The 18,521-nt window shown below is 71.7% G+C and carries 15 protein-coding genes and 1 tRNA gene; 5 read left to right on the forward strand and 11 right to left on the reverse strand.

The window, feature by feature from the left end:
• Positions 1 to 97: 97 nt before the first annotated feature.
• Together ACFYT4_RS06335 and ACFYT4_RS06340 are read right to left on the reverse strand one after the other, a co-directional pair.
• A complete protein-coding gene (locus tag ACFYT4_RS06335) occupies positions 98 to 1,750 on the reverse strand; it encodes a long-chain fatty acid--CoA ligase (RefSeq protein WP_389265835.1) in 1,653 nt (550 codons plus the stop codon).
• Between the two features lie 368 nt (positions 1,751 to 2,118).
• Positions 2,119 to 2,703, reverse strand: coding sequence for a SigE family RNA polymerase sigma factor (locus ACFYT4_RS06340; RefSeq protein ID WP_389265837.1), 585 nt, complete (start codon positions 2,701 to 2,703; stop codon positions 2,119 to 2,121).
• Positions 2,704 to 3,455: 752 nt separating this feature from the next.
• On the opposite strand from ACFYT4_RS06340, the gene ACFYT4_RS06345 reads away from it, so the two are divergent.
• A complete protein-coding gene (locus ACFYT4_RS06345; protein WP_389265839.1) occupies positions 3,456 to 4,007 on the forward strand; it encodes a GNAT family N-acetyltransferase in 552 nt (183 codons plus the stop codon).
• Between the two features lie 234 nt (positions 4,008 to 4,241).
• Here the strand turns inward: ACFYT4_RS06345 and ACFYT4_RS06350 are convergent, their stop codons facing one another.
• The 6 genes from ACFYT4_RS06350 to ACFYT4_RS06375 all read right to left on the reverse strand — a co-directional run bounded on the left by ACFYT4_RS06350 (position 4,242) and on the right by ACFYT4_RS06375 (position 10,292).
• Positions 4,242 to 5,408, reverse strand: coding sequence for a lipid-transfer protein (locus ACFYT4_RS06350; protein WP_389265841.1), 1,167 nt, complete (start codon positions 5,406 to 5,408; stop codon positions 4,242 to 4,244).
• Positions 5,405 to 5,815: a MaoC family dehydratase gene (locus tag ACFYT4_RS06355; protein WP_389265843.1), complete on the reverse strand. Its 411-nt coding sequence runs from the start codon at positions 5,813 to 5,815 to the stop codon at positions 5,405 to 5,407. The genes ACFYT4_RS06350 and ACFYT4_RS06355 overlap by 4 nt, the downstream gene beginning before the upstream one ends.
• Positions 5,816 to 6,057: 242 nt before the next feature.
• Positions 6,058 to 7,320 (reverse strand): acyl-CoA dehydrogenase family protein, encoded by a 1,263-nt coding sequence (locus ACFYT4_RS06360; RefSeq protein WP_389265845.1) that lies wholly within the window; start codon positions 7,318 to 7,320, stop codon positions 6,058 to 6,060.
• The gene (locus ACFYT4_RS06365; protein ID WP_389265847.1) at positions 7,320 to 8,522 is read right to left on the reverse strand and encodes a bifunctional MaoC family dehydratase N-terminal/OB-fold nucleic acid binding domain-containing protein; all 1,203 of its coding nucleotides are present in this window, start codon (positions 8,520 to 8,522) and stop codon (positions 7,320 to 7,322) included. Before ACFYT4_RS06365 ends, ACFYT4_RS06360 begins: the two co-directional genes overlap by 1 nt.
• Positions 8,522 to 9,736 (reverse strand): acyl-CoA dehydrogenase family protein, encoded by a 1,215-nt coding sequence (locus ACFYT4_RS06370; RefSeq protein ID WP_389266256.1) that lies wholly within the window; start codon positions 9,734 to 9,736, stop codon positions 8,522 to 8,524. Before ACFYT4_RS06370 ends, ACFYT4_RS06365 begins: the two co-directional genes overlap by 1 nt.
• Positions 9,737 to 9,986: 250 nt before the next feature.
• Positions 9,987 to 10,292: a hypothetical protein gene (locus ACFYT4_RS06375; RefSeq protein ID WP_389265849.1), complete on the reverse strand. Its 306-nt coding sequence runs from the start codon at positions 10,290 to 10,292 to the stop codon at positions 9,987 to 9,989.
• Positions 10,293 to 10,616: 324 nt separating this feature from the next.
• Between ACFYT4_RS06375 and ACFYT4_RS06380 the strand changes: the two genes are divergently transcribed.
• Entirely contained in the window at positions 10,617 to 11,519 is a 903-nt protein-coding gene (locus ACFYT4_RS06380; RefSeq protein WP_389265851.1) for a bifunctional DNA primase/polymerase, read from the forward strand.
• Positions 11,520 to 11,741: 222 nt separating this feature from the next.
• On the opposite strand, the gene ACFYT4_RS06385 is transcribed toward ACFYT4_RS06380, so the two are convergent.
• Together ACFYT4_RS06385 and ACFYT4_RS06390 are read right to left on the reverse strand one after the other, a co-directional pair.
• Positions 11,742 to 11,826, reverse strand: a tRNA-Ser gene (locus ACFYT4_RS06385).
• Between the two features lie 124 nt (positions 11,827 to 11,950).
• Positions 11,951 to 13,510, reverse strand: coding sequence for a S1C family serine protease (locus ACFYT4_RS06390; RefSeq protein ID WP_389265853.1), 1,560 nt, complete (start codon positions 13,508 to 13,510; stop codon positions 11,951 to 11,953).
• Between the two features lie 240 nt (positions 13,511 to 13,750).
• Between ACFYT4_RS06390 and ACFYT4_RS06395 the strand changes: the two genes are divergently transcribed.
• From ACFYT4_RS06395 to ACFYT4_RS06405, 3 genes are all read left to right on the forward strand, one after another.
• Positions 13,751 to 14,560 carry a glycerophosphodiester phosphodiesterase gene (locus ACFYT4_RS06395; protein WP_389265855.1) on the forward strand — a complete coding sequence of 270 codons (810 nt, stop codon included), beginning with the start codon at positions 13,751 to 13,753 and terminating at the stop codon, positions 14,558 to 14,560.
• 175 nt (positions 14,561 to 14,735) lie between these two features.
• A complete protein-coding gene (locus ACFYT4_RS06400) occupies positions 14,736 to 15,335 on the forward strand; it encodes an ATP-binding protein (protein ID WP_389265857.1) in 600 nt (199 codons plus the stop codon).
• A gap of 511 nt (positions 15,336 to 15,846) precedes the next feature.
• Positions 15,847 to 16,842: a DUF5926 family protein gene (locus ACFYT4_RS06405; RefSeq protein WP_389265859.1), complete on the forward strand. Its 996-nt coding sequence runs from the start codon at positions 15,847 to 15,849 to the stop codon at positions 16,840 to 16,842.
• Between the two features lie 841 nt (positions 16,843 to 17,683).
• Here the strand turns inward: ACFYT4_RS06405 and ACFYT4_RS06410 are convergent.
• Complete coding sequence (locus tag ACFYT4_RS06410; protein ID WP_389265860.1) at positions 17,684 to 18,388, reverse strand: hypothetical protein; 705 nt, start codon at positions 18,386 to 18,388, stop codon at positions 17,684 to 17,686.
• Positions 18,389 to 18,521 lie beyond the last annotated feature (133 nt).

Below are 18,521 nucleotides of genomic sequence, written 5' to 3' on the forward strand. Positions count from 1 at the left end.
GGGCGGGTACGGCTGGAGTGCCCCGGATCCCTCCGTACACGCGCGGGCATCCGCGGAGGTACGGGAGCGGGGCGGGCCCACCCCCGTACCGGCGGACCTACAACTCGCTGACGTCCAGTTCACCGTCCGCGTACTGCCTGCGGATCACCTTCTTGTCGAACTTGCCGACACTCGTCTTCGGCACCGCGGGGATCACCGCCCACCGCTCCGGGAGCTGCCACTTCGCGACCTTCCCGGCGAGGAACTCCTTCAGCGTCCCGTAGTCCGCCGTGGCGCCCTCCTTGAGGACGACCGTCGCCAGCGGGCGCTCGCCCCAGCGTTCGTCGGGCACGGCGACAACGGCCGCCTCGGTGACCTCGGGGTGGGCCATCAGCGCGTTCTCCAGCTCGACGCTGGAGATCCACTCGCCGCCGGACTTGATGACGTCCTTCGCGCGGTCGGTGAGGGTGAGGAAGCCGTCGGCGCTGATGACGCCGACATCGCCGGTCTTCAGCCAGCCGTCCTCGCTGAACTTGTCGGCAGGCCTGATCGCCTCGCCGCCCGCGCCGCCGTAGTACGCCGACGCGATCCAGGGCCCGCGGACCTCCAGCTCACCGGCCGACTCGCCGTCCCACGGCAGGAACTCGCCCGCCGGGCCGACGAGCCGCCCTTCGACGCCCGCCGGGAAACGGCCCTGGGTGACGCGGTACGGCCACTCCTCCTCGGCCGACAGCCCGGCCGGCGGGTGCGCCATCGTGCCGAGCGGGGAGGTCTCCGTCATGCCCCAGGCGTGGCAGACCCGTACGCCCAGCTTGCCGTACGCCTCCATCAGCGAGGGCGGACAGGCGGAGCCGCCGATGGTGACATGCCTCATCGACGTCAGATCGCGGGGGTTCGCGGTGACCTCGGCCAGCAGGCCCTGCCAGATGGTGGGGACGGCCGCCGCGTGGGACGGCTTCTCGCGCTCGATCATCTCGGCGAGGGGGGCGGGCTGGAGGAAACGGTCCGGCATGAGGAGGTTGATACCGGTCATGAAGGTCGCGTGCGGCAGACCCCAGGCGTTGACATGGAACTGGGGGACGACGACCAGCGTCGTGTCCTTGTCCGTCAGGCCCATCGACTCGGTCATGTTGACCTGCATCGAGTGGAGGTAGATCGAGCGGTGGGAGTACACCACGCCCCGGGGGTCGCCGGTGGTCCCGGAGGTGTAGCACATCGCGGCGGCCGAACGTTCGTCCAGCTCCGGCCAGTCGTAGGAGACCGGGCGGCCCGCGATCAGCTCCTCGTACTCGTGCACCCGTGCCTCGGTGGCCGCGCCCGCGAGCACGGAACGGTCCCCCGGGCCCGATACGACGATGTGCTCGACCGTCGGAAGGTGGGGGAGGAGCGGTACGAGGAGGGGGAGCACAGAGCCGTTGACGATCACGGCGCGGTCGGCGGCGTGGTTGACGATCCAGACCAGCTGCTCGGGCGGCAGGCGGAGGTTGAGGGTGTGCAACACGGCGCCCATGGACGGGATCGCGAAATACGCTTCGAGATGCTCGGCGTTGTTCCACATGAGGGTTCCCACGCGATCGCCGTTGTCGATGCCCAGCTCGTCGCGCAGGGCGTGGGCCAGCTGACCCGCCCGCTCGCCCGCCTCCCGGAAACTTCGGCGCTGCGGCTCGGGTTCTCCCGTCCAGGTGGTGATCTGCGACGTGGCGTGGATCCTCATCCCGTGTTGCAGGATGCGGGTCACGGTCAGCGGTACATCCTGCATGGTGCTCAGCACGGCGTCCTCCCGTTGGGCGCTGGCGCTACGTGAGAGTAGGGGTGTGCTGATTCTGCGCGCGTACCAAGCGGTATGTCACTACCCCTCGCGGGACGTTTCGGCCGAGCCGTCCGTACGAAACGGCGGCGGGAGCGCCGTGTCCGGGACTCGGGGCCTGAGAGACTTGAGGCCCTGGAGGACTTGAGGCCCTGGAGGACTTGAGGCTTGGGGGAACCTGGCGGACCTGGACGTATGGGACTTCAGGAGGGTCCGGCGACCCGGGGATACGGAAGTCGGGGGCCGGGGACCTGTTGGTCTGGGTACCTGGGGCCTGTTGGCCTTTTGGTTCGGGGCCTGTTGGCTCGGGGTGCGGAGGGCGCGGGTGCAGGTCAACGTACGGGCGCGAGTTCGGGATCCTCACGCAGCTTGCCCAGCGCCCGCGACACCGCGCTCTTGACCGTCCCCACGGACACCCCGAGCACCTCCGCCGTCTGCGCCTCGCTGAGGTCCTCGTAGTACCGCAGCACCACCATCGCCCGCTGTCGGTCCGGCAGCTTCATCACGGCCCGCCACATCGCGTCGTGCAGGACCTGCTGCTCCGCGGGATCGGGCGCGGGTACCGTCTCCGGCTCGGGCAGTTCCTCACAGGCGAACTCGTCCACCTTGCGCTTGCGCCACTGCGAGGTGCGGGTATTGAGCAGCGCCCGGCGGACATAGCCGTCGAGCGCCCGGTGGTCCTCGATCCGCTCCCATGCCACATACGTCTTCGTGAGCGCGGTCTGGAGCAGATCCTCGGCGTCGCTCGGGTTGGCGGTGAGGGAACGTGCGGTTCGCAGCAGCACGGGCCCCCGCGCCCGTACATACGACGAGAACGACGAATAGCGGGCGTAGGTCGCGTACCGTGCGTCGGCTCCGTACGACGGAGGCACCGGCACGGCGGCCTTCGAGGCGCTTGTGCAGACTGGCGTGGTCATAGGTCCACGCTAGGAGCGGGTCCTACTCCTGCGGATCGGCCACAGGTCCTGAAGGCATGTCCGCCTCAGGTTGTACGGGTGGTGTCAGCCTCACCTCCTGAAGGTGGAGGAGACCCTCAGGGGCGATGACATGGCGCTCGGGGCCGGAAGATCCGATTTCCAGGGGCGGGACGGGCGCCGAAAGGGCGGAACCTCCGGCCCCGAACCCGGGCGAACCCCTTCCCCGCCGTGCACACACGGTCCCGGCGGTGGTACGGATGGGGGAACGGGCGAACAAGGCGGGTCGTAGGGGTCGTACACCTCCGGGTGGACACGGGTGGACGAAACGATGCCGCTGCGGGGGCTCCGTCCGCTTTCCACCGGCAGTGTTCGTCCAACGGTTGCCGGGGGCGACGGCGCCGGTCTCCCCGGACGCTCGCGGGCGATGCCGTGGCTGTCGGCTGAGGAGTCCCGACCGTGCCCTGGTCGGGCAGCGGGTGGCCGGTAGCGGGCGGTCGGTGGCGGGTGGCCGACCAGCGGGCGGTCGGCGACCGGCAGGGGGCAGAGGCCGGGGCAGGGGCCGAGGCAGGGGCAGGGGCAGGGGCAGGGGCAGGGGCCGGGGCCGGGGCAGGGGCCGGGGCCGGGGCAGGGGCAGGGGCCGAGGGGGCAGCCGATAACGCGTTGTCGGTCCCGGCCGGGCTGCGACAGCATCCGGAGTATGGAAGAGCCTGCCGAGATTCTCAGTTCACCAGGTGGAGTTGCGCCGTTGGCGTATGAGTGATCTCGACGCCTTGGACAGGACAATCCACGAGTCCCTGGACCATCTGGTGCCGTGGATGCCCCGGGCATCTGCTCCCGGCAGGCAGCACACCACCGATTTCCTCGCCCGGAACCGGGAGGAGTGGGAGAACGGGCAGTCCTTCGCCTATGCGATCACGTCGGACGCCGCGGTGATCGGCAGCTGCGCCCTGATGCGCCGCATCGGACCGGGCGGTCTCGACATCGGCTACTGGCTCCACCCGCATGGGACCGGACGGGGTCTGGCCACGATGGCCGCTGCGGCGCTCGTCCGTCAGGGCTTCCAGCTGGCGGGCATCGACCGTATCGAGATCCATCACGATGCCGCCAACTCCGCCAGCGGAGCCGTCGTCCGCCGCCTGGGATTCACCGAGGTCGAACGCATACCCCTAGCCGAAGGACCCGTCGCTCCCGGCGAAGTGGGGATCGACGTCATCTGGCGGATGACGGCGGACGAATGGAAGGCGAGGCCACCCAAGGCGGCGAGGACGGCAAGGACGGCCAGGCACCCTCGACGAGCGGGCTGAGCAGGCCCGCCAGGCTTCGCTCCGCCGCGGAGCAGAAACTTCCGTCCGGCTGAACCCCGCCACCCGTTCCCGGCATCGCTCAGGCCGCCACAGACACGTTCCGGGCGGGCGCCGGCTTGGTGGCGCGGGTCGCCTGGGCAGAGCTCCGGGACGCGCTCCCGGAACAACCGCCTTGCCGGGTGTCCATGGCGGGGTGCCGGGGTATCCGTGCCGGGGCCGTGTCGGACCTCCGTATCAGCCGTCCGTACCCAGGATCAGGCCCGATGTGGGGACACCCGTGCCCGCGGTGACCAGCGTCCGGGACGCGCCCGGTATCTGGTTCACCGAGGTCCCCCGTATCTGACGGACCGCCTCCGCTATGCCGTTCATCCCGTGGAGATACGCCTCTCCCAACTGCCCGCCATGGGTGTTCAGCGGCAACACGTCCTCCGCCACGAAGTCCGACGCCTCACCGGGTCCACAGAAGCCGAACTCCTCCAGCTGCATCAGCACGAACGGCGTGAAGTGGTCATAGATGATCCCGACGTCGATCTCCCCGGGCCCGAGCCCCGAAGTCCGCCAGAGCTGCCGGGCGACCACCCCCATCTCGGGCAGCCCGGTGAGATCGTCACGGTAGAAGCTCGTCATCTGCTCCTGCGCCCGCCCCGCCCCCTGCGCGGCGGCGACGATCACCGCGGGAGGCTGTGGCAGATCACGGGCGCGCTCCACGCTGGTGACGACGATCGCCTGACCGCCGTCGGTCTCCTGGCAGCAGTCCAGCAGCCGCAACGGTTCGACGATCCAGCGCGAGGCGGCGTGATCGGCGAGGGTGATCGGCTTCTCGTAGAAGTACGCGGCGGGGTTACGGGCCGCGTACCGGCGGTCCGTGACGGCGACGGGGCCGAACGCCTCGGGTGTCAGGCCGTGGGCATGCAGATAGCGCTGGGCCGCCATCGCCACCCAGGACGCGGGCGTGAGCAGGCCGGACGGCAGATTCCACCCGAGCGCCGTGCCTTCCGCCGACGGCTCCCGGTGCTGGACTCCGGAACCGAAGCGCCGCCCGGACCGCTCGTTGAACGCCCGGTAACAGACGACGACGTCGGCCACACCCGTCGCGACCGCGAGAGCGGCCTGCTGCACGGTGGCACAGGCCGCACCACCTCCGTAGTGAATGCGGGAGAAGAAGGACAGCTCGCCGATACCGGCCGCCTGGGCGACGGTGACCTCCGGGCTGGTGTCCATCGTGAAGGTGACGAGCCCGTCGACGTCGGCGGGGGACAGGCCCGCGTCGTCCAACGCGGCTCGCACGGCCTCCACCGCCAGCTTCAACTCACTGCGCCCCGAGTCCTTGGAGAACTCCGTCGCCCCGATACCGGCCACCGCCGCCCGCCCGCCGAGCGAGTCCTTGCCACGGATACTCATGGGGCGGCCTTCCCGCCGGCGGTGGCCCGGGGAACGGTCACCGACACCGTCCCGGTGACATGGTTACCGAGACCGTTGGACCCGACGACCCGGACCTCCGCGGTGTCGTCCTCCACGGAGGTCACCGTGCCGCGCAACACCATCGTGTCTCCCGGGTAGTTGGGCGCGCCCAGCCGTATCGCGACCTTGCGGAGCACGGAACGCTCCCCCAGGCAGTCCGTGATGTACCGCCCGACGAGGCCGTTCGTCGTCAGGATGTTCATGAAGACGTCGGGGGAGCCCTTCTGCCGGGCCGATTCCGCGTCGTGATGCACATCCTGGTAGTCACGGGACGCCACCGCCCCCGCGACGATCAGCGTGCGGGTGATCGGGATCTCCAGCGGCGGCAGCTCATCACCGGCCCGCACCTCGCGCCCACCCTCGCCACCGGGCCCACCCGTACCGTCCGACCGACCGGACTGGCCGGACTCGCCTGCCCGCCCGGGCCGACCAGGCCGCCCGGGCCGCCCCGACTCGCCTGCCGGCCCGGACTCTCCGGGATCAACAAACGTGCCCGGGTCGGCGGACCCGCCCGGATCACCGGCCGCCACAGGCCCACCCGACCGGTCGGGGTGACCGGACCAACCCGGTCGGTCCGGCTGACCGCTGTTCATGACGTCCCCTCCTTCGCGAGCAGTGCTCCCAGCTCCGCCAGCACTTCGCTGCCGCACCCCAGATACATGTCCAGCTGCCGCCCCCACAGAAAGTGCCGGTGGACGGGGTGGTCCAGATCCGCGCCGAGGCCGCCGTGCAGATGCTGGCCCGCGTGGACGACCCGGGTCCCCGCCTCCGACGCCCACCACGCTGCGGTCAGCGCATGGGCGGCGAACGGCAGACCCTCGTCGTACCGCCAGGCCGCTTCGTACGCGGTGACCCGTATCGCCTCGGTGTCCATGTACGCGTCGGCCGCGCGGAGCAGAACGCCCTGGTTGGTGGAGAGCGGACGTCCGAACTGCTCACGGGTCGAGGTGTGCTCGACGGCACGGGCGAGCGAGCCCGCGCAGACCCCGGCCTGAAGCCCCGCGAAGGCGACACGGCTCACGGCAAGGACCTCCTCGTACGCACCGGGCCGCACGGTGCCCACCCCGGAAGGGTTCTCGGACGAACCACCGGAGGAGGCATCGGCCGAGACCGGGCCGTGGCCACCCGCTCCGGCAGAGTCGCCCGGCCGGCCGGCGACCGGGACCGGGACCGCTCCGGCGGAGGCGTCTGCCGAGGCGCGGAACGGGACGCCGTCCGGCGCCCCCAATCGCTCGGCGGGTGTGCCGTCCAGGACGAGGCGACCGGCCGACCAGGGCCCCGTGGTCTCCACCGGCCCGGTCTCCGCGTCGGCGACCCGAACCCACCACAGGGCCCGGTCGGCGTCGGCGACCAGTACATGGGTGGCATCGCGCAGCCAGGGCACCCAGCTCACGGTGCCGGTCAGTCTCCCCTGAACGGGCTGCGCCCCGCCCGCTGCCGCGCCCCCTCCGTCCGGCCTGCCGGGCACGGCCGCCCGAACAGCCCCGTGTCCGCCGACGACTCCGCCGAGCGCGCCCGTCGCGACCACCGTCCCGTCCCGCAGCCCCGGGAGCAGGCGCGCCCGCTGCTCGTCCGTGCCGTACGCGGTCACCGTCAGCAGTCCGTGCACCGCGCTCACCGCGAAGGGGGTCTGCGCGGTCGTACGCCCCTGCTCCTCCAGCATCAGGACCAGGCCCAGCAGCCCGACGTCCTCGATCGCCGCCATGAGGCCCGTGGCGCACAGGGTCTTCCACAGCTCGGCGTCGCTGCCGGTGCCGAGCGAGGACAGCCGGTCCGGGGTGGCGAGGTCACCGAAGACCCGGGCCGCCAGGTCCCGGGCGGCGGCCTGCTCCTCCGTCGGGGTGAAGTCCATCAGCCCGCACCCCCGCCCGGTACCGCGCCCGCAGCGGCGCGCACCCCCGCGCCGGTATCCGTATCCGTCGTGGCGGTGTCCGCACCCGCGCCCGCTCTCGTCATCGTGCCGCCCGCGCCCGTCACCCCCGTGGCCCGGAAGGCCGGGACCTCCAGGTCCTCGTCCACGCGGAGGAACTCCAGTTCCACCGGCATACCGATCCGCACCTTGTCGTACGGCACACCCGTCACTCCGGCGACGATCCGCACGCCCTCCGCCAACTCGATCAGCCCCACCGCGTACGGCGGGTCGAAGGCGGGGAACGGAGGATGGTGCATCACCACGTAGGAGTAGACGGTCCCCGCGCCGCTCGCCTCGACGGTGTCCCACTCGGACGCGCCGCACGCCTGGCACCCCGGCAGCCAGGGGAAGCGGAGGGAGGCGCAGCCCCGGCACCGCTGGATCAGCAGCCGGTGCTCGGCAACACCGTCCCAGAATCCGGCATTGTCCCTGTTCATCACCGGTCTCGGCCGTCTGGCGCCCGGTCCCGGGGCAGCCGGGCTCTCCTCCTGCGCCGCACCCGCCCGCGACCGGCCCACGGCTCGCCCGTCCGCGCCCGAACGGCCTTTGGACGGCTTCCCTCCTGATGACCTCGCCGCGGACGGCTTCTCCGCAGTCGGCCTGCCCGTGGACGACGTCGCCGCGGACGATGTCCCCGCCGGGGCGTACTTCAGGATCCGGAACCGGTGTGTCCCGGCGGGCTCTCCGTTCGCCCCGATGTCCATCCGCGTCGTCACGAAGTGGCCCGTCCCCAGCTTCGTCGTCTTGCGGTCGGACACCGACTCGATCACCGCGTCGAAGGTGATCCGGTCTCCCGGACGGAGCGGCCGCAGATACTCCTGCTCGCAGTCGGTCGCGACCACCGAGGTGTATCCCGCGCCGTCGAGCAGGGCGAACAGCTCGTCCTGGGCGGCCGACCGGTCCGTGTGCCCGGACAGGCCACCCATCGTCCATGCCTGCAGCATCGTCGGCGGAGCGATGGCGTCCGGTCCCCGGTACGCCGGGTTCGTGTCCCCCACGGCCTCGCACCAGTGCCTGATCATCGGCTCGTTGACCATGTCCTTGCCGACGCCCGCGACGGTGGCCAGCCGCCCTTCGTATGCCTTCAGCCGTTCGTACAGACCCTCTGGGCCGCCCCCGGCGACCTCTCCGTGCGATTTCATCACCGCCGCCCCCTCTTCATACCGAGCCGCATCGTCGCGACGATTTCCCGCTGCACCTCGCTCACCCCTCCCCCGAAGGTGTTGATCTGCGCTGCTCTGTTCATCCGCTCCAGCTCCCCCTCGCCCGTGCCGCCCGCCGGACCGTCCGCCCGACCGGTCGCCGATCCGCCCGCCGGCAGCGAGCCGGGGGATCCGGCCCGGATCAATCCCGCGTCCCCCGCAATCTCCTGACACATTCGATACACCGCGACCGCGGATTCGGTTCCCATGAATTTCACGCCGCTGGCATCGCCCGGAGCCAGTCGGCCCGCCCCCACGTCACCCACCAAACGCCAGTTGAGAAGGCGTGCCGCGGCCAGCCGTGCTTGTGCCTCGGCGGCCCGGAACTGGATCCACGGTTCGTCAATGCGACGCCTGCCCGTCACCGGATCGGGTGTACGGGCCCGTTCGAGCGCCGCCGCGAAGAAGTCCTCGGCCTGCATGCCGATCGCGGCCAGCGCCACCCGTTCGTGGTTGAGCTGGTTGGTGATCAGCCCCCAGCCGCCGTTCTCCTCACCGACGAGGTTCGTTGTGGGCACCCGTACGCCGTCGTAGTACGTCGAGGTCGTGGTCAGCCCGCCCACCGTCTCGATCGGCGTCCAGGAGAAACCGGGAGCGTCCGTCGGCACGAGGATGATCGAGATGCCCTTGTGCTTCGGCGCCTCGGGGTCGGTGCGGCAGGCGAGCCAGATCCAGTCGGCGTTCTGGGCGTTGCTGGTGAAGACCTTCTGGCCGTCGACAGCCCAGTGCCCGCCGTCGCGTACGGCGCGGGTGCGCAGCGCGGCGAGGTCGGTCCCGGCCCCGGGCTCGCTGTAGCCGATCGCGAACACGGTCTCGCCGCCGAGGATGCGCGGCAGGAAGAACGACTTCTGTTCCTGGGTTCCGTACTTCATCAGGGTCGGGCCGACGGTGTTCAGGGTCACCATGGAGACGGGCGCGCCCGCGCGGTACGCCTCGTCGAAGAAGACGAACTGCTCGTCGGGCCCGCGGCCCTGGCCTCCGTACTCGACCGGCCAGCCGAGGCCGAGCATGCCGTCGGCGCCGATACGGCGGAGCAGCGAGCGCTGGGCGCCGGTGTCGGCGGCGGCCGGGGGGCCGTCCGGCATCACGGCCCGGAAGTACGAGCGTAGTTCGGCGCGCAGCTGCTGCTGCCGCTCCGTCGGGGCGAGGTGCACGGCGGCGGCCTCCCGGGCGTACGGGATCTCAGGATCGGGTTTCTGACTGTCCGTCAGAAAAAGGGTGCCTGTCAAGGTCACCGACCCCGCCACTCCGCCCGGCCGCCGGCGATGCGGGCCGCCCGCGCCCCCGCACCGCCCCCAACGCGCCAACCACCCCCAACGCACCGACTGCCTGCGCGACGGCGCCAAAGCACCGCCGCGCAGGCAGTCGTTCACCCCTCGATCGACGCCCCCCTCGGGCCTGGTGTCACCACAGGTTCGTGAAGTTCACGACCGTGTTGTCCTGATCGATGGCGGTGAAGGCGGAGCCGTTCACGCTGGCGATATTGCTCTGGTTGGACGCCCCGGCGCCGCTGGCGACCTGCTGACTGGTGGTCGAATTACCCCAGTTGTCACCACCGACGCCACTGCCGATGATCGAGGCGACCGTCGCGTTCGATCCGTCGTCCGCGAAGGCGCCGTTGTCAGCCGCGGCGACGCCCGAGAAGAGGGCGGCCGTGAGAGGCAGGGCGGCGACAGCGGCGAGGACGCGGGCGGTACGGATGCTTGCCATGTCTTTTCCTCCATGAACGGGAAGTGCAGAAGTACGGCTGGTTCCCGGGCGGCTGGCCGACCGCCCCGGTTCGTGGTCACGACGTCGCGACCTCAGAGTTGCCCAGCAGATCCCCGGCGAACCACCCAAGCCGGAGCGATTCCCCCTCAAGCGTGAGGACAAGGCGATAAACCCCCTTCACGCCCGCAGAACCGCAGCTCAGAGCCGCAAACACCCCCTCAGCACGGACAGAACCCTGCCCCCGTACGAGGCGAAGCGTTACGGCACGTTTTCAGCCAATCCCTCCCCCTTCCTTTCTTCGAACGCTTGTACGAAAATAAAGCCATGGCCATCACCGACCGGCAGACCGCCACCCTGGCCCTCGCCCATGCGCTGGCCGCCGCGGAGCGCGGGCTCCCCGTCATCCCCCTGTCGCCCACGAAGCTCCCGGCCCTGCGCTCACCGCACCGGGGCGAGGCGGAACCGGTCCTGTGCCGGGGGGAATGCGGCCTCCCGGGCCACGGCGTCCACGACGCCACCACCGACCCGGCCGGCGTCCGCGCACTCTTCGCCGCCGCGCCCTGGGCCACGGGGTACGGCATCGCCTGCGGCAGGCCACCGCACCATCTGATCGGCATCGACCTCGACACCAGCGGGCCCTCGGGCGTCACGGGCACGGCGGGCTCCGTGGCCGATTCCCTCTCCGCGCTGCGGGACCTGGCACTGCGGCATCTGTTCACGATCCCGGAGACGGTCACGGTCCTCACCCCGAGCGGCGGCCGCCATCTGTGGCTGACCGGTCCCCCGGATGTCGTCGTACCGAATTCCGCGGGTCGGCTCGCTCCCGGCATCGACGTGCGCGGATTCGGCGGCTACCTCGTCGGGCCCGGTTCGGTCGCGGCCCACGGCGCCTACCGCCTCGCCCCCGGTACGGCGCATCTGTCCCCCGCTCGCTGCCCCCGCGCACTCCTGCGCCTTGTCACACCGCCCGCGCGCCCCCACCGCCCCGCGCACGCCCGGCCCCGCCCGCCCCATGGCCAGGGTCTGGTCCACTTCGTCCTCGCCGCCCACGAGGGCCAGCGGAACACCCGCCTCTTCTGGGCCGCCTGCCGCGCGTACGAGAACGGCATCGGCGAATCCCTGGTGGACGCCCTCACCGAAGCTGCCGTCCATGCCGGCCTGACCGAGCGCGAGGCCCGCGCCACGATCACCTCGGCCGCCAGACTCACCTCGGGCCGCCGCCGCTGACCCGGCGAAAGAACGGAAGAGCGGGCGCCGCATCAGGCCGAGCCACACGCCTGTGCGCTGTCACGCACCGGCCCGTGGAACTGGGAGGCACTCACCGAGCACCGCGACCACCAGGGCCCACGCCCCGGCCACCGCCGCACGGAGCCGAACGGAGAACGAGAGCCGCATCGGGACACACAAGCGGCCCCCGACCGATGTGCCTGGTCAGGGGCCGTTCACCTGCGGTGGGTGTGGGATTTGAACCCACGGTGGCTCGCGCCACGACGGTTTTCAAGACCGTTCCCTTAGGCCGCTCGGGCAACCCACCCGCGCCCCGCCTCACCTGGCACGGAGCGGCCTACAGAGTACCGGCCCGGTGGAGGGGATCGCAGCAGCGTTTTGCGGGGCGGGCAGGGGCGGGCGGGGTGGGGTGGGCCAGGAGGTGGGTGCGGTCAGCTGTCGCCGGTGCGCTGGCCGAGGGTGACGGTGGCCTTGTTCTCCTTGCCGGCGCGGTCGTACGTCAGGGTCACCTGGTCGCCCGGCTTGTGGTTCCAGATCTCGCCGATCAGGGTGGGGCCGCTGTCGATCGGCTTGTCGTTGAACTGGGTGATGACGTCGCCCGCTTTGAGGCCCGCCTTCGCGGCGGGACCGTTCGGGGTCACCGCGGGGGTGCCCCCGGCGCCCTCGGTGGCGATCTTGGCGCCGTCGTCCTTGCCCGACATGTCGACGGTGGCGCCGATGACCGGATAGACGGGCTTACCGGTCTTGATCAGCTGCTCGGCGACGTTCTTGGCCTGGTTGATGGGGATGGCGAAGCCGAGGCCGATGGAGCCGGCCTGGGACTGGCCGAAGCCGCCGGAGGACTGGATCGCGGAGTTGATGCCGATGACGGCGCCGCGGGAGTCGAGGAGGGGGCCGCCGGAGTTGCCCGGGTTGATGGAGGCGTCCGTCTGGAGGGCGCTCATGTACGAGTTCTTGTTGCTGGAGCCGTCACCGGAGGCGACCGGGCGGTTCTTGGCGCTGATGATGCCCGTGGTGACCGTGTTGGAGAGGCCGAAGGGGGCCCCGATCGCGATGGTCGAGTCGCCGACGGCGACCTTGTCGGAGTCGCCGAGTGCCAGCGGGCTCAGCCCCTCGGGCGCGTTCTTCAGCTTCAGCACGGCGACGTCGTAGCCCTGGGCGCGCCCGACGACCTCGGCGTCGTACTTCTTGCCGTTGGAGAACGTCACGGAGAGCGTGCCGCCCTCGGCCGCGGAGGCCACCACGTGATTGTTGGTGAGGATGTGGCCCTGCTGGTCGTAGACGAATCCGGTCCCGGTGCCGCCCTCGGCCTCGCCGCTGCCGCCGATGTCGCCGCCCGCGCCGCTCGACTTCGCCTCGATGGTGACCACGCTCGGCAGCGCCTTCGCCGCGACCGAGGCGACCGTGCCCGGATCGCGCTGGAGGTCCTTGGGGATCTCCGCCGCGGGGACGGTGGTCGAGCCGATGTTGCTGTCGTTGCGCTCGGCGGCCCAGTAGCCGAGGCCGCCGCCGACCCCGCCCGCCACGAGCGCCGCCACCAGGACCGCCGCGAGCAGCCCGCCGGCCCGCTTGCGCGGAGGCTGGGCACCGACCTGGACCGGAGTGCCCCACGCCGTGCCGTCGCCGCCATGGGCAGCGCCATGGGCGTGGCCGGCGCCCGGCGCGGTCGGCCAGCCGGCGGCCCCCGCGGGGGCCGCCGGGACGGGGCCCGGCAGCGGCGCGGTGGCCGGCTCGGACGGATGGGCACCCGCGGGGGCGCCTCCGTGTGCGGCCGCGGGACCGGGGGGCGGCCCGGCGTATCCGGGAGCGCTCCCCGGGCTGGGGGCCGCGCCGCCGGACGCGGTGGCACCGGCCTCACCGGCCGGGCCCCGCACGCCGTCCGCAACGGGCGGCGGCGCCGGCGGTCCCTCGGGAGTGACTGCCGGCACAGGAGGTACCGGTGGGGCTGCCGGCTGCGCAGTGCCCTCGTGGCCCTCGTTCTCAGTGCTCACAGCTCTCTCTCCTCTGGGTTCCACATCGTTCGCATCGGTCAGGAATCCACGCTTCGACTGTCCTCGGTCAGCATTTCCCACCGCCCGTCAGGCCACTGTAAGCAGGACCTGTGCGTATTCCGGGAATTCCTTTACATGGTGCAAAACGGGCGTGGCTCTCCGCGGTGGACCACATTCCGGATGAACACCGCGTCCCGCCCCCTGCGCCCGCCCCCGCCATCTCGGTGACACCATGACGCGGTGACCCCAGCACGGCAGCCCAACACCCAGGTCGTAGCCCATCGAGGCGCGTCGGAGGACGCGCCCGAGCACACACTCGCCGCCTATATGAAGGCGATCGACGACGGCGCGGACGCCCTCGAATGTGATGTTCGCCTCACTGCCGACGGGCATCTCGTCTGCGTGCACGACCGGCGCGTCAATCGCACGTCCAACGGCCGGGGCGCCGTCTCCGCCCTGGAGCTGGCGGACCTGGCGGCGCTCGACTTCGGTACGTGGAAGGGCCGCGAGGACTCCGCCGAGAGCCCCGACTGGGGCGACCCGTCCCTGACCTCCGTGCTGACCCTGGAGCGGCTGCTCGAACTGGTCGCGGACTCCGGACGCCGTATCGAGCTGGCCGTCGAGACCAAGCATCCCACCCGCTGGGCGGGCCAGGTGGAGGAGCGGCTGCTCCAGCTCCTCGGCCGCTTCGGGCTGGCCGCGCCCGCGTCGGCGGAGGAGTCGCCCGTACGCATCATGAGCTTCTCGGCCCGTTCGCTGCACCGGGTCGCCGCGGCGGCGCCGAAGATCCCGACGGTGTATCTGATGCAGTTCGTCAGCCCGCGGCTGCGCGACGGACGGCTGCCGGCCGGGTCACGGATCGCCGGTCCCGGCATCCGGATCGTGCGCAACCACCCCGGGTACATCGAGCGTCTGCACCGGGCGGGGCACGCCGTCCACGTGTGGACGGTCGACGAGCCGGAGGACGTGGAGCTGTGCGTCCGGCTCGGGGTGGAAGCGATCATCACCAACCGCCCCGCACAGGTCCTCACCCAGCTCGGGCGGCTGTAACACGCGCCACACCGCTCTGCGCACATCACGTTCACATACGGCCCGGTACAGCCTTATTTAATCCTTATTTGCCTACATATCGAACAGTTGGATACCCCGAAGTGCCCTGCCCGTGCCCGGAGCACCCACTACAGGGAGTGCACCGGCGCATTCGGTACGTACTCAAGAGTCAGGAGTGCGTCATCGACCTGTTCCGGCCCGGTTTCCGGCCCGTTCCCCCGGGGCATTCACACCGTGGCGTGGGGCAAAGGAGGTCTCGGGGGTGGCGTTGGTGGTGGCACAGGAGGTGCCCACGTCTTCGAGCATGGCCGTACCCCATGGCCCTGCGGGCGTGGGCGAGGCAAGACACCGGATGCGAGAGCAGCTGCACCGCAGCGGCGTGCCCGAACCGGTCGTCGACGACGCGATTCTGATTCTGTCCGAGCTGCTCAGCAATGCCTGCCGCCACGGCAGGCCGCTGGGACACGCCGAGGTGGGCGACGGAGACGTCCGTGCCGCCTGGCGGGTGGATCCGTCCGGCCGGCTGACCGTCGAAGTGACGGACGGGGGCGGTCCCACGCGGCCCGTGCCGTCCACGCCGTCGGTCACCGCACGCGGCGGGCGGGGGCTCAACATCATCACGGCCCTGGCGCAGGACTGGGGCGTCCGTGATGGTGTGGCGGGCGAGATCACCGTATGGGTGGTCGTCACGGAGGGTCATCGGCGAGACGATTTCGCTACGCGCGTCACCGGCCCCGGCGGCGGCTTCGACTTCGCGGAGTCGTACGAGGACTGAGCGGCGGACACCGGCAGAGACACTCATCAGGCACCGGAACAGACGCACCGGCCGGAACCACGGGCACCGGCCGGCACGGCCCGACCCCGTTCTGGACCTGGGCGCGGGCCGTCCACGGCAGCGGCAGATAGACGGCGCAGGTGTACGACCGTTCGGGCGGCGCCCGGGGTCGTACGCCCTTTCCGCATGCCGCCGCGCAGCCGACCGGTACGGCCGCGTACGGCCATGTACAGCCGGGTACGGCGCCGATGCCGATCCTGCGCCCCCGTGGACACCGGGGGCGACTAGGCTCGCGCCCAAGCACATCCCGCCCACCACACCCATCCCAACCATCACAGCAGAGACATTCCGCAGTACACAGCAGTCGGCAGTGCGGTACGCAGTCGGCGGAGCCGGCGGTACGGAGTCCGCGGCACGCACTCGCCGGCGGGCAGCACAGCCGCAGCCGGCCCCGGGGCACCCGGGTGCCGCCACCTACGTACGCAACGCCGCTATCGGGAGAAGCCGCACCATGGCCAAGAAGCGCCCCCAGACCAAGGCATCCAGGCCGCAGCCCACGGGCCGGGGCCGCACCGCGGGTGCCGATGAGCCCGTACCCGTGGTGGGCGCCCGCGAGCCCTGCCCCTGTGGATCGGGCCGCCGCTACAAGGCGTGCCACGGCCGCACCGCCACACACGCCGTCACCGAGCTGGTCCAGCGGCCGTTCGAGGGTCTGGCCGGCGAATGCGACTGGGTCGCCCTGCGCGAACTGGTCCCCGCCGCGACCGTACGGCTCACGCTCAGGGACGGGCTGCCCGAGGGCGTACCGTCCGTGACGCTCGCGACCGTCCTGCCGATGGCCTGGCCCGCGCTCCGCCGCGACGACGGCTCGGTGCTGCTCGGTCTCCAGAACGACACTTCGTCGGGCGACCTCAGCCGCGATCTGGCGGACACGCTGACCCGCGCGCTGGCGGCGGAGCCGGGCAATCCGGTCGGCGCCGGGCGTTCCTCGTCAAGCGAGGGGCCGCGTCTCCAGGACCTGCTGGACCCCGCCGCGCCCTTCGAGCCGGAGGTGCACGCCGGATTCGAGTTCTGGATCCCCGAGTCGGCGGAGAACTCGACCCCCGAGGTGGCCGCTTCCCTGGAGCGGGCGAACGCCGCGGCGATCCCGACCGTCAAGCTCTCCGGCACCGACGCCGCGTACTGGTGCGAGACCCCGGAGAAGAACCACCTGCGCTGGGTCATGCCGCACCCCGAGGAGAAGCTGCTGGACGCGCTCGCCCGGCTGCACGCGGCGGGAGCGGGCTCGCTCAGCGAGGGGACCCGGCTCGTCGGGTCGTTCCGCGCGCACGGGCTGGTGGTCCCGGTCTGGGATCTGCCGAGCGGGATGGGCGCCGAGGAGTGCGAGAAGCCCGCGGCCGGGTTCGCCGAGCGGCTGGCGGAGGCGCTCGCGGTCGACACCCCGCTCACCGGCGAGGAGCGCAGGGCCCGCGGCGGCCTCACCAACCGTCAGGTCACCTTGAGCTGACGGCCGCGAGCCCGAGCCGGCGCGGCCCGCCGCCGCGCCGCCGGGCCGCGAACGCGTGCCACCGCGCCCCCGGAGCCGTAAGCCTGCGGGGGCGCGGAACCCGACGCTCCGGACCCGCACGCCCCGAGGAAACGGAATCACCGCTCAGGCCCCGCGCGGCACGACAGGCACGAGCACCGCGCCCGTACCGCAGGCACGGGCACCGCAGGCACGGAACCCGACGCTCCGGCCCCGGTGCGCAACCGGGGCCGGCACACCCCCCGGCCCACGCCGCGATCCGTACGCCACCGCGATCCGGTGGCCGTCCGTCCGCCTCCGCTTCCGAGGCGTCCCGCCCCGGCGTCCGGGGCCGTGTACACCGCCGTGGACCGGGTCGGGTACGCCCGCGCGGGCGGTGGCGGTAGGCGGCCGGAGTCCGGAGCCGTAGGTCCCCGGGCCCCTGAGCCGTACGGCGCGCGGACCCGGAACCGTAGGCCGCCGGATGCCCCGGCCGACACTCCGACGGGCCCGGGAGGTGTACCCCGGAGCCGCGGGCTCCCGGGTGAGGACCCCGGCGCAACGCCCGGATTCCCGCGCCCGACTCCCGACTTCCCCTGGTTCAGGGGAAGTTGAGAGGGGTGGCCGGTGCCGGTCGGCACGGAGCAAAAGCCGGGTGACTCCGGTCACAACTCGCGCCAAGTGTGCTTGAGTCGCTGTCCGAATACCCGAGATCGAATTTGCGAACCGCAGATCTCTTGTTACCGTTCTAAGAGCCCGGTCGCTGGTGCATCCCCCGTCGCCAGCGACCGGGCCCTTGTGTGTCCGGACGCCGGGTGCCCTTCGGCACTGTCCCGGCGCCTTCTCAACCGCCCGTGGAATCAGCGGAGTTACTGCCGGACCTCAGCAGCAACCGCCCGTTCGCCGCCCCGGCCGCGGCGGCGAACTCCGCCACCGCCCAGTACGTCCCACCAGCACGGACGCGCTGCCTGGGCGTCTCGCAGACACCCGGCTCATCGCCTGCCTCGACCACGCAATTGATCTGTACGGTGCGCCGGCCGGGGCCCATGAGAGCGAGTACGGAACGCAATTCCGCGCCCGTGGCGTTGCGGTAATACGCACGCGCCCAGGTGTCATGGCCATGGGTCAGTACACAGGTCTGGGCCTCGACCCCGTCGGGGGAGGCGAGCTCCGGCCCGCAGCGGGTGGTGGCCGTGGACCCGGCAGAAGCGCCGTGATCAGGTGATGTTTCGGCCGTCTGCCGTGCCCTTGACTTCCGGTCGGCCGCCGCGTCGGACGGATCTCCGTGAGCCGGGTCCGGCCCCCAGGGCGCCGTCCCGCCCTCCGGTTCTCCGGAGCCGCTCCCTCCGGCACCGGGGAACCCACCGGTCTCCTCGGCGTCCGTTCCCCGCCCTGAGGGCCTGTCGTTCCCACTGTCCCCGTCGCCCTCGGAGACCTGCGCCGAACGCTGCGGCCACAGCAGCCTCTCGGCCGGGCCCGCCATCGCGGCGGGCGGCAGCAGGACGGCGACCGTCACGACCGAAACGATCCCGATCTTGCGGAGATTCATGGGCCACCTACCCATTGCGCGGGAATTCCGGATGCTCCGGACACTCTGTCTTGGCAAGGCAGACCGAAGGTATCCGCGGAAAACCCGCGCACAGCGGCCCGCTCGCCCAATTCCCGTACAACTCGGGCCCGCT

This window comes from Streptomyces sp. NPDC004609, assembly GCF_042873655.1.
Taxonomy (GTDB): Bacteria; Actinomycetota; Actinomycetes; order Streptomycetales; family Streptomycetaceae; genus Streptomyces.

Bases quoted from the DNA above. Each gene is read 5' to 3' on its own strand.
- ACFYT4_RS06340 (WP_389265837.1), bottom strand. From the start codon at position 2,703: ATGACCACGCCAGTCTGCACAAGCGCCTCGAAGGCCGCCGTGCCGGTG.
- ACFYT4_RS06345 (WP_389265839.1), top strand. From the start codon at position 3,456: ATGAGTGATCTCGACGCCTTGGACAGGACAATCCACGAGTCCCTGGAC.
- ACFYT4_RS06350 (WP_389265841.1), bottom strand. From the start codon at position 5,408: ATGAGTATCCGTGGCAAGGACTCGCTCGGCGGGCGGGCGGCGGTGGCC.
- ACFYT4_RS06360 (WP_389265845.1), bottom strand. From the start codon at position 7,320: ATGGACTTCACCCCGACGGAGGAGCAGGCCGCCGCCCGGGACCTGGCG.
- ACFYT4_RS06365 (WP_389265847.1), bottom strand. From the start codon at position 8,522: ATGAAATCGCACGGAGAGGTCGCCGGGGGCGGCCCAGAGGGTCTGTAC.
- ACFYT4_RS06375 (WP_389265849.1), bottom strand. From the start codon at position 10,292: ATGGCAAGCATCCGTACCGCCCGCGTCCTCGCCGCTGTCGCCGCCCTG.
- ACFYT4_RS06380 (WP_389265851.1), top strand. From the start codon at position 10,617: ATGGCCATCACCGACCGGCAGACCGCCACCCTGGCCCTCGCCCATGCG.
- ACFYT4_RS06405 (WP_389265859.1), top strand. From the start codon at position 15,847: ATGGCCAAGAAGCGCCCCCAGACCAAGGCATCCAGGCCGCAGCCCACG.
- ACFYT4_RS06410 (WP_389265860.1), bottom strand. From the start codon at position 18,388: ATGAATCTCCGCAAGATCGGGATCGTTTCGGTCGTGACGGTCGCCGTC.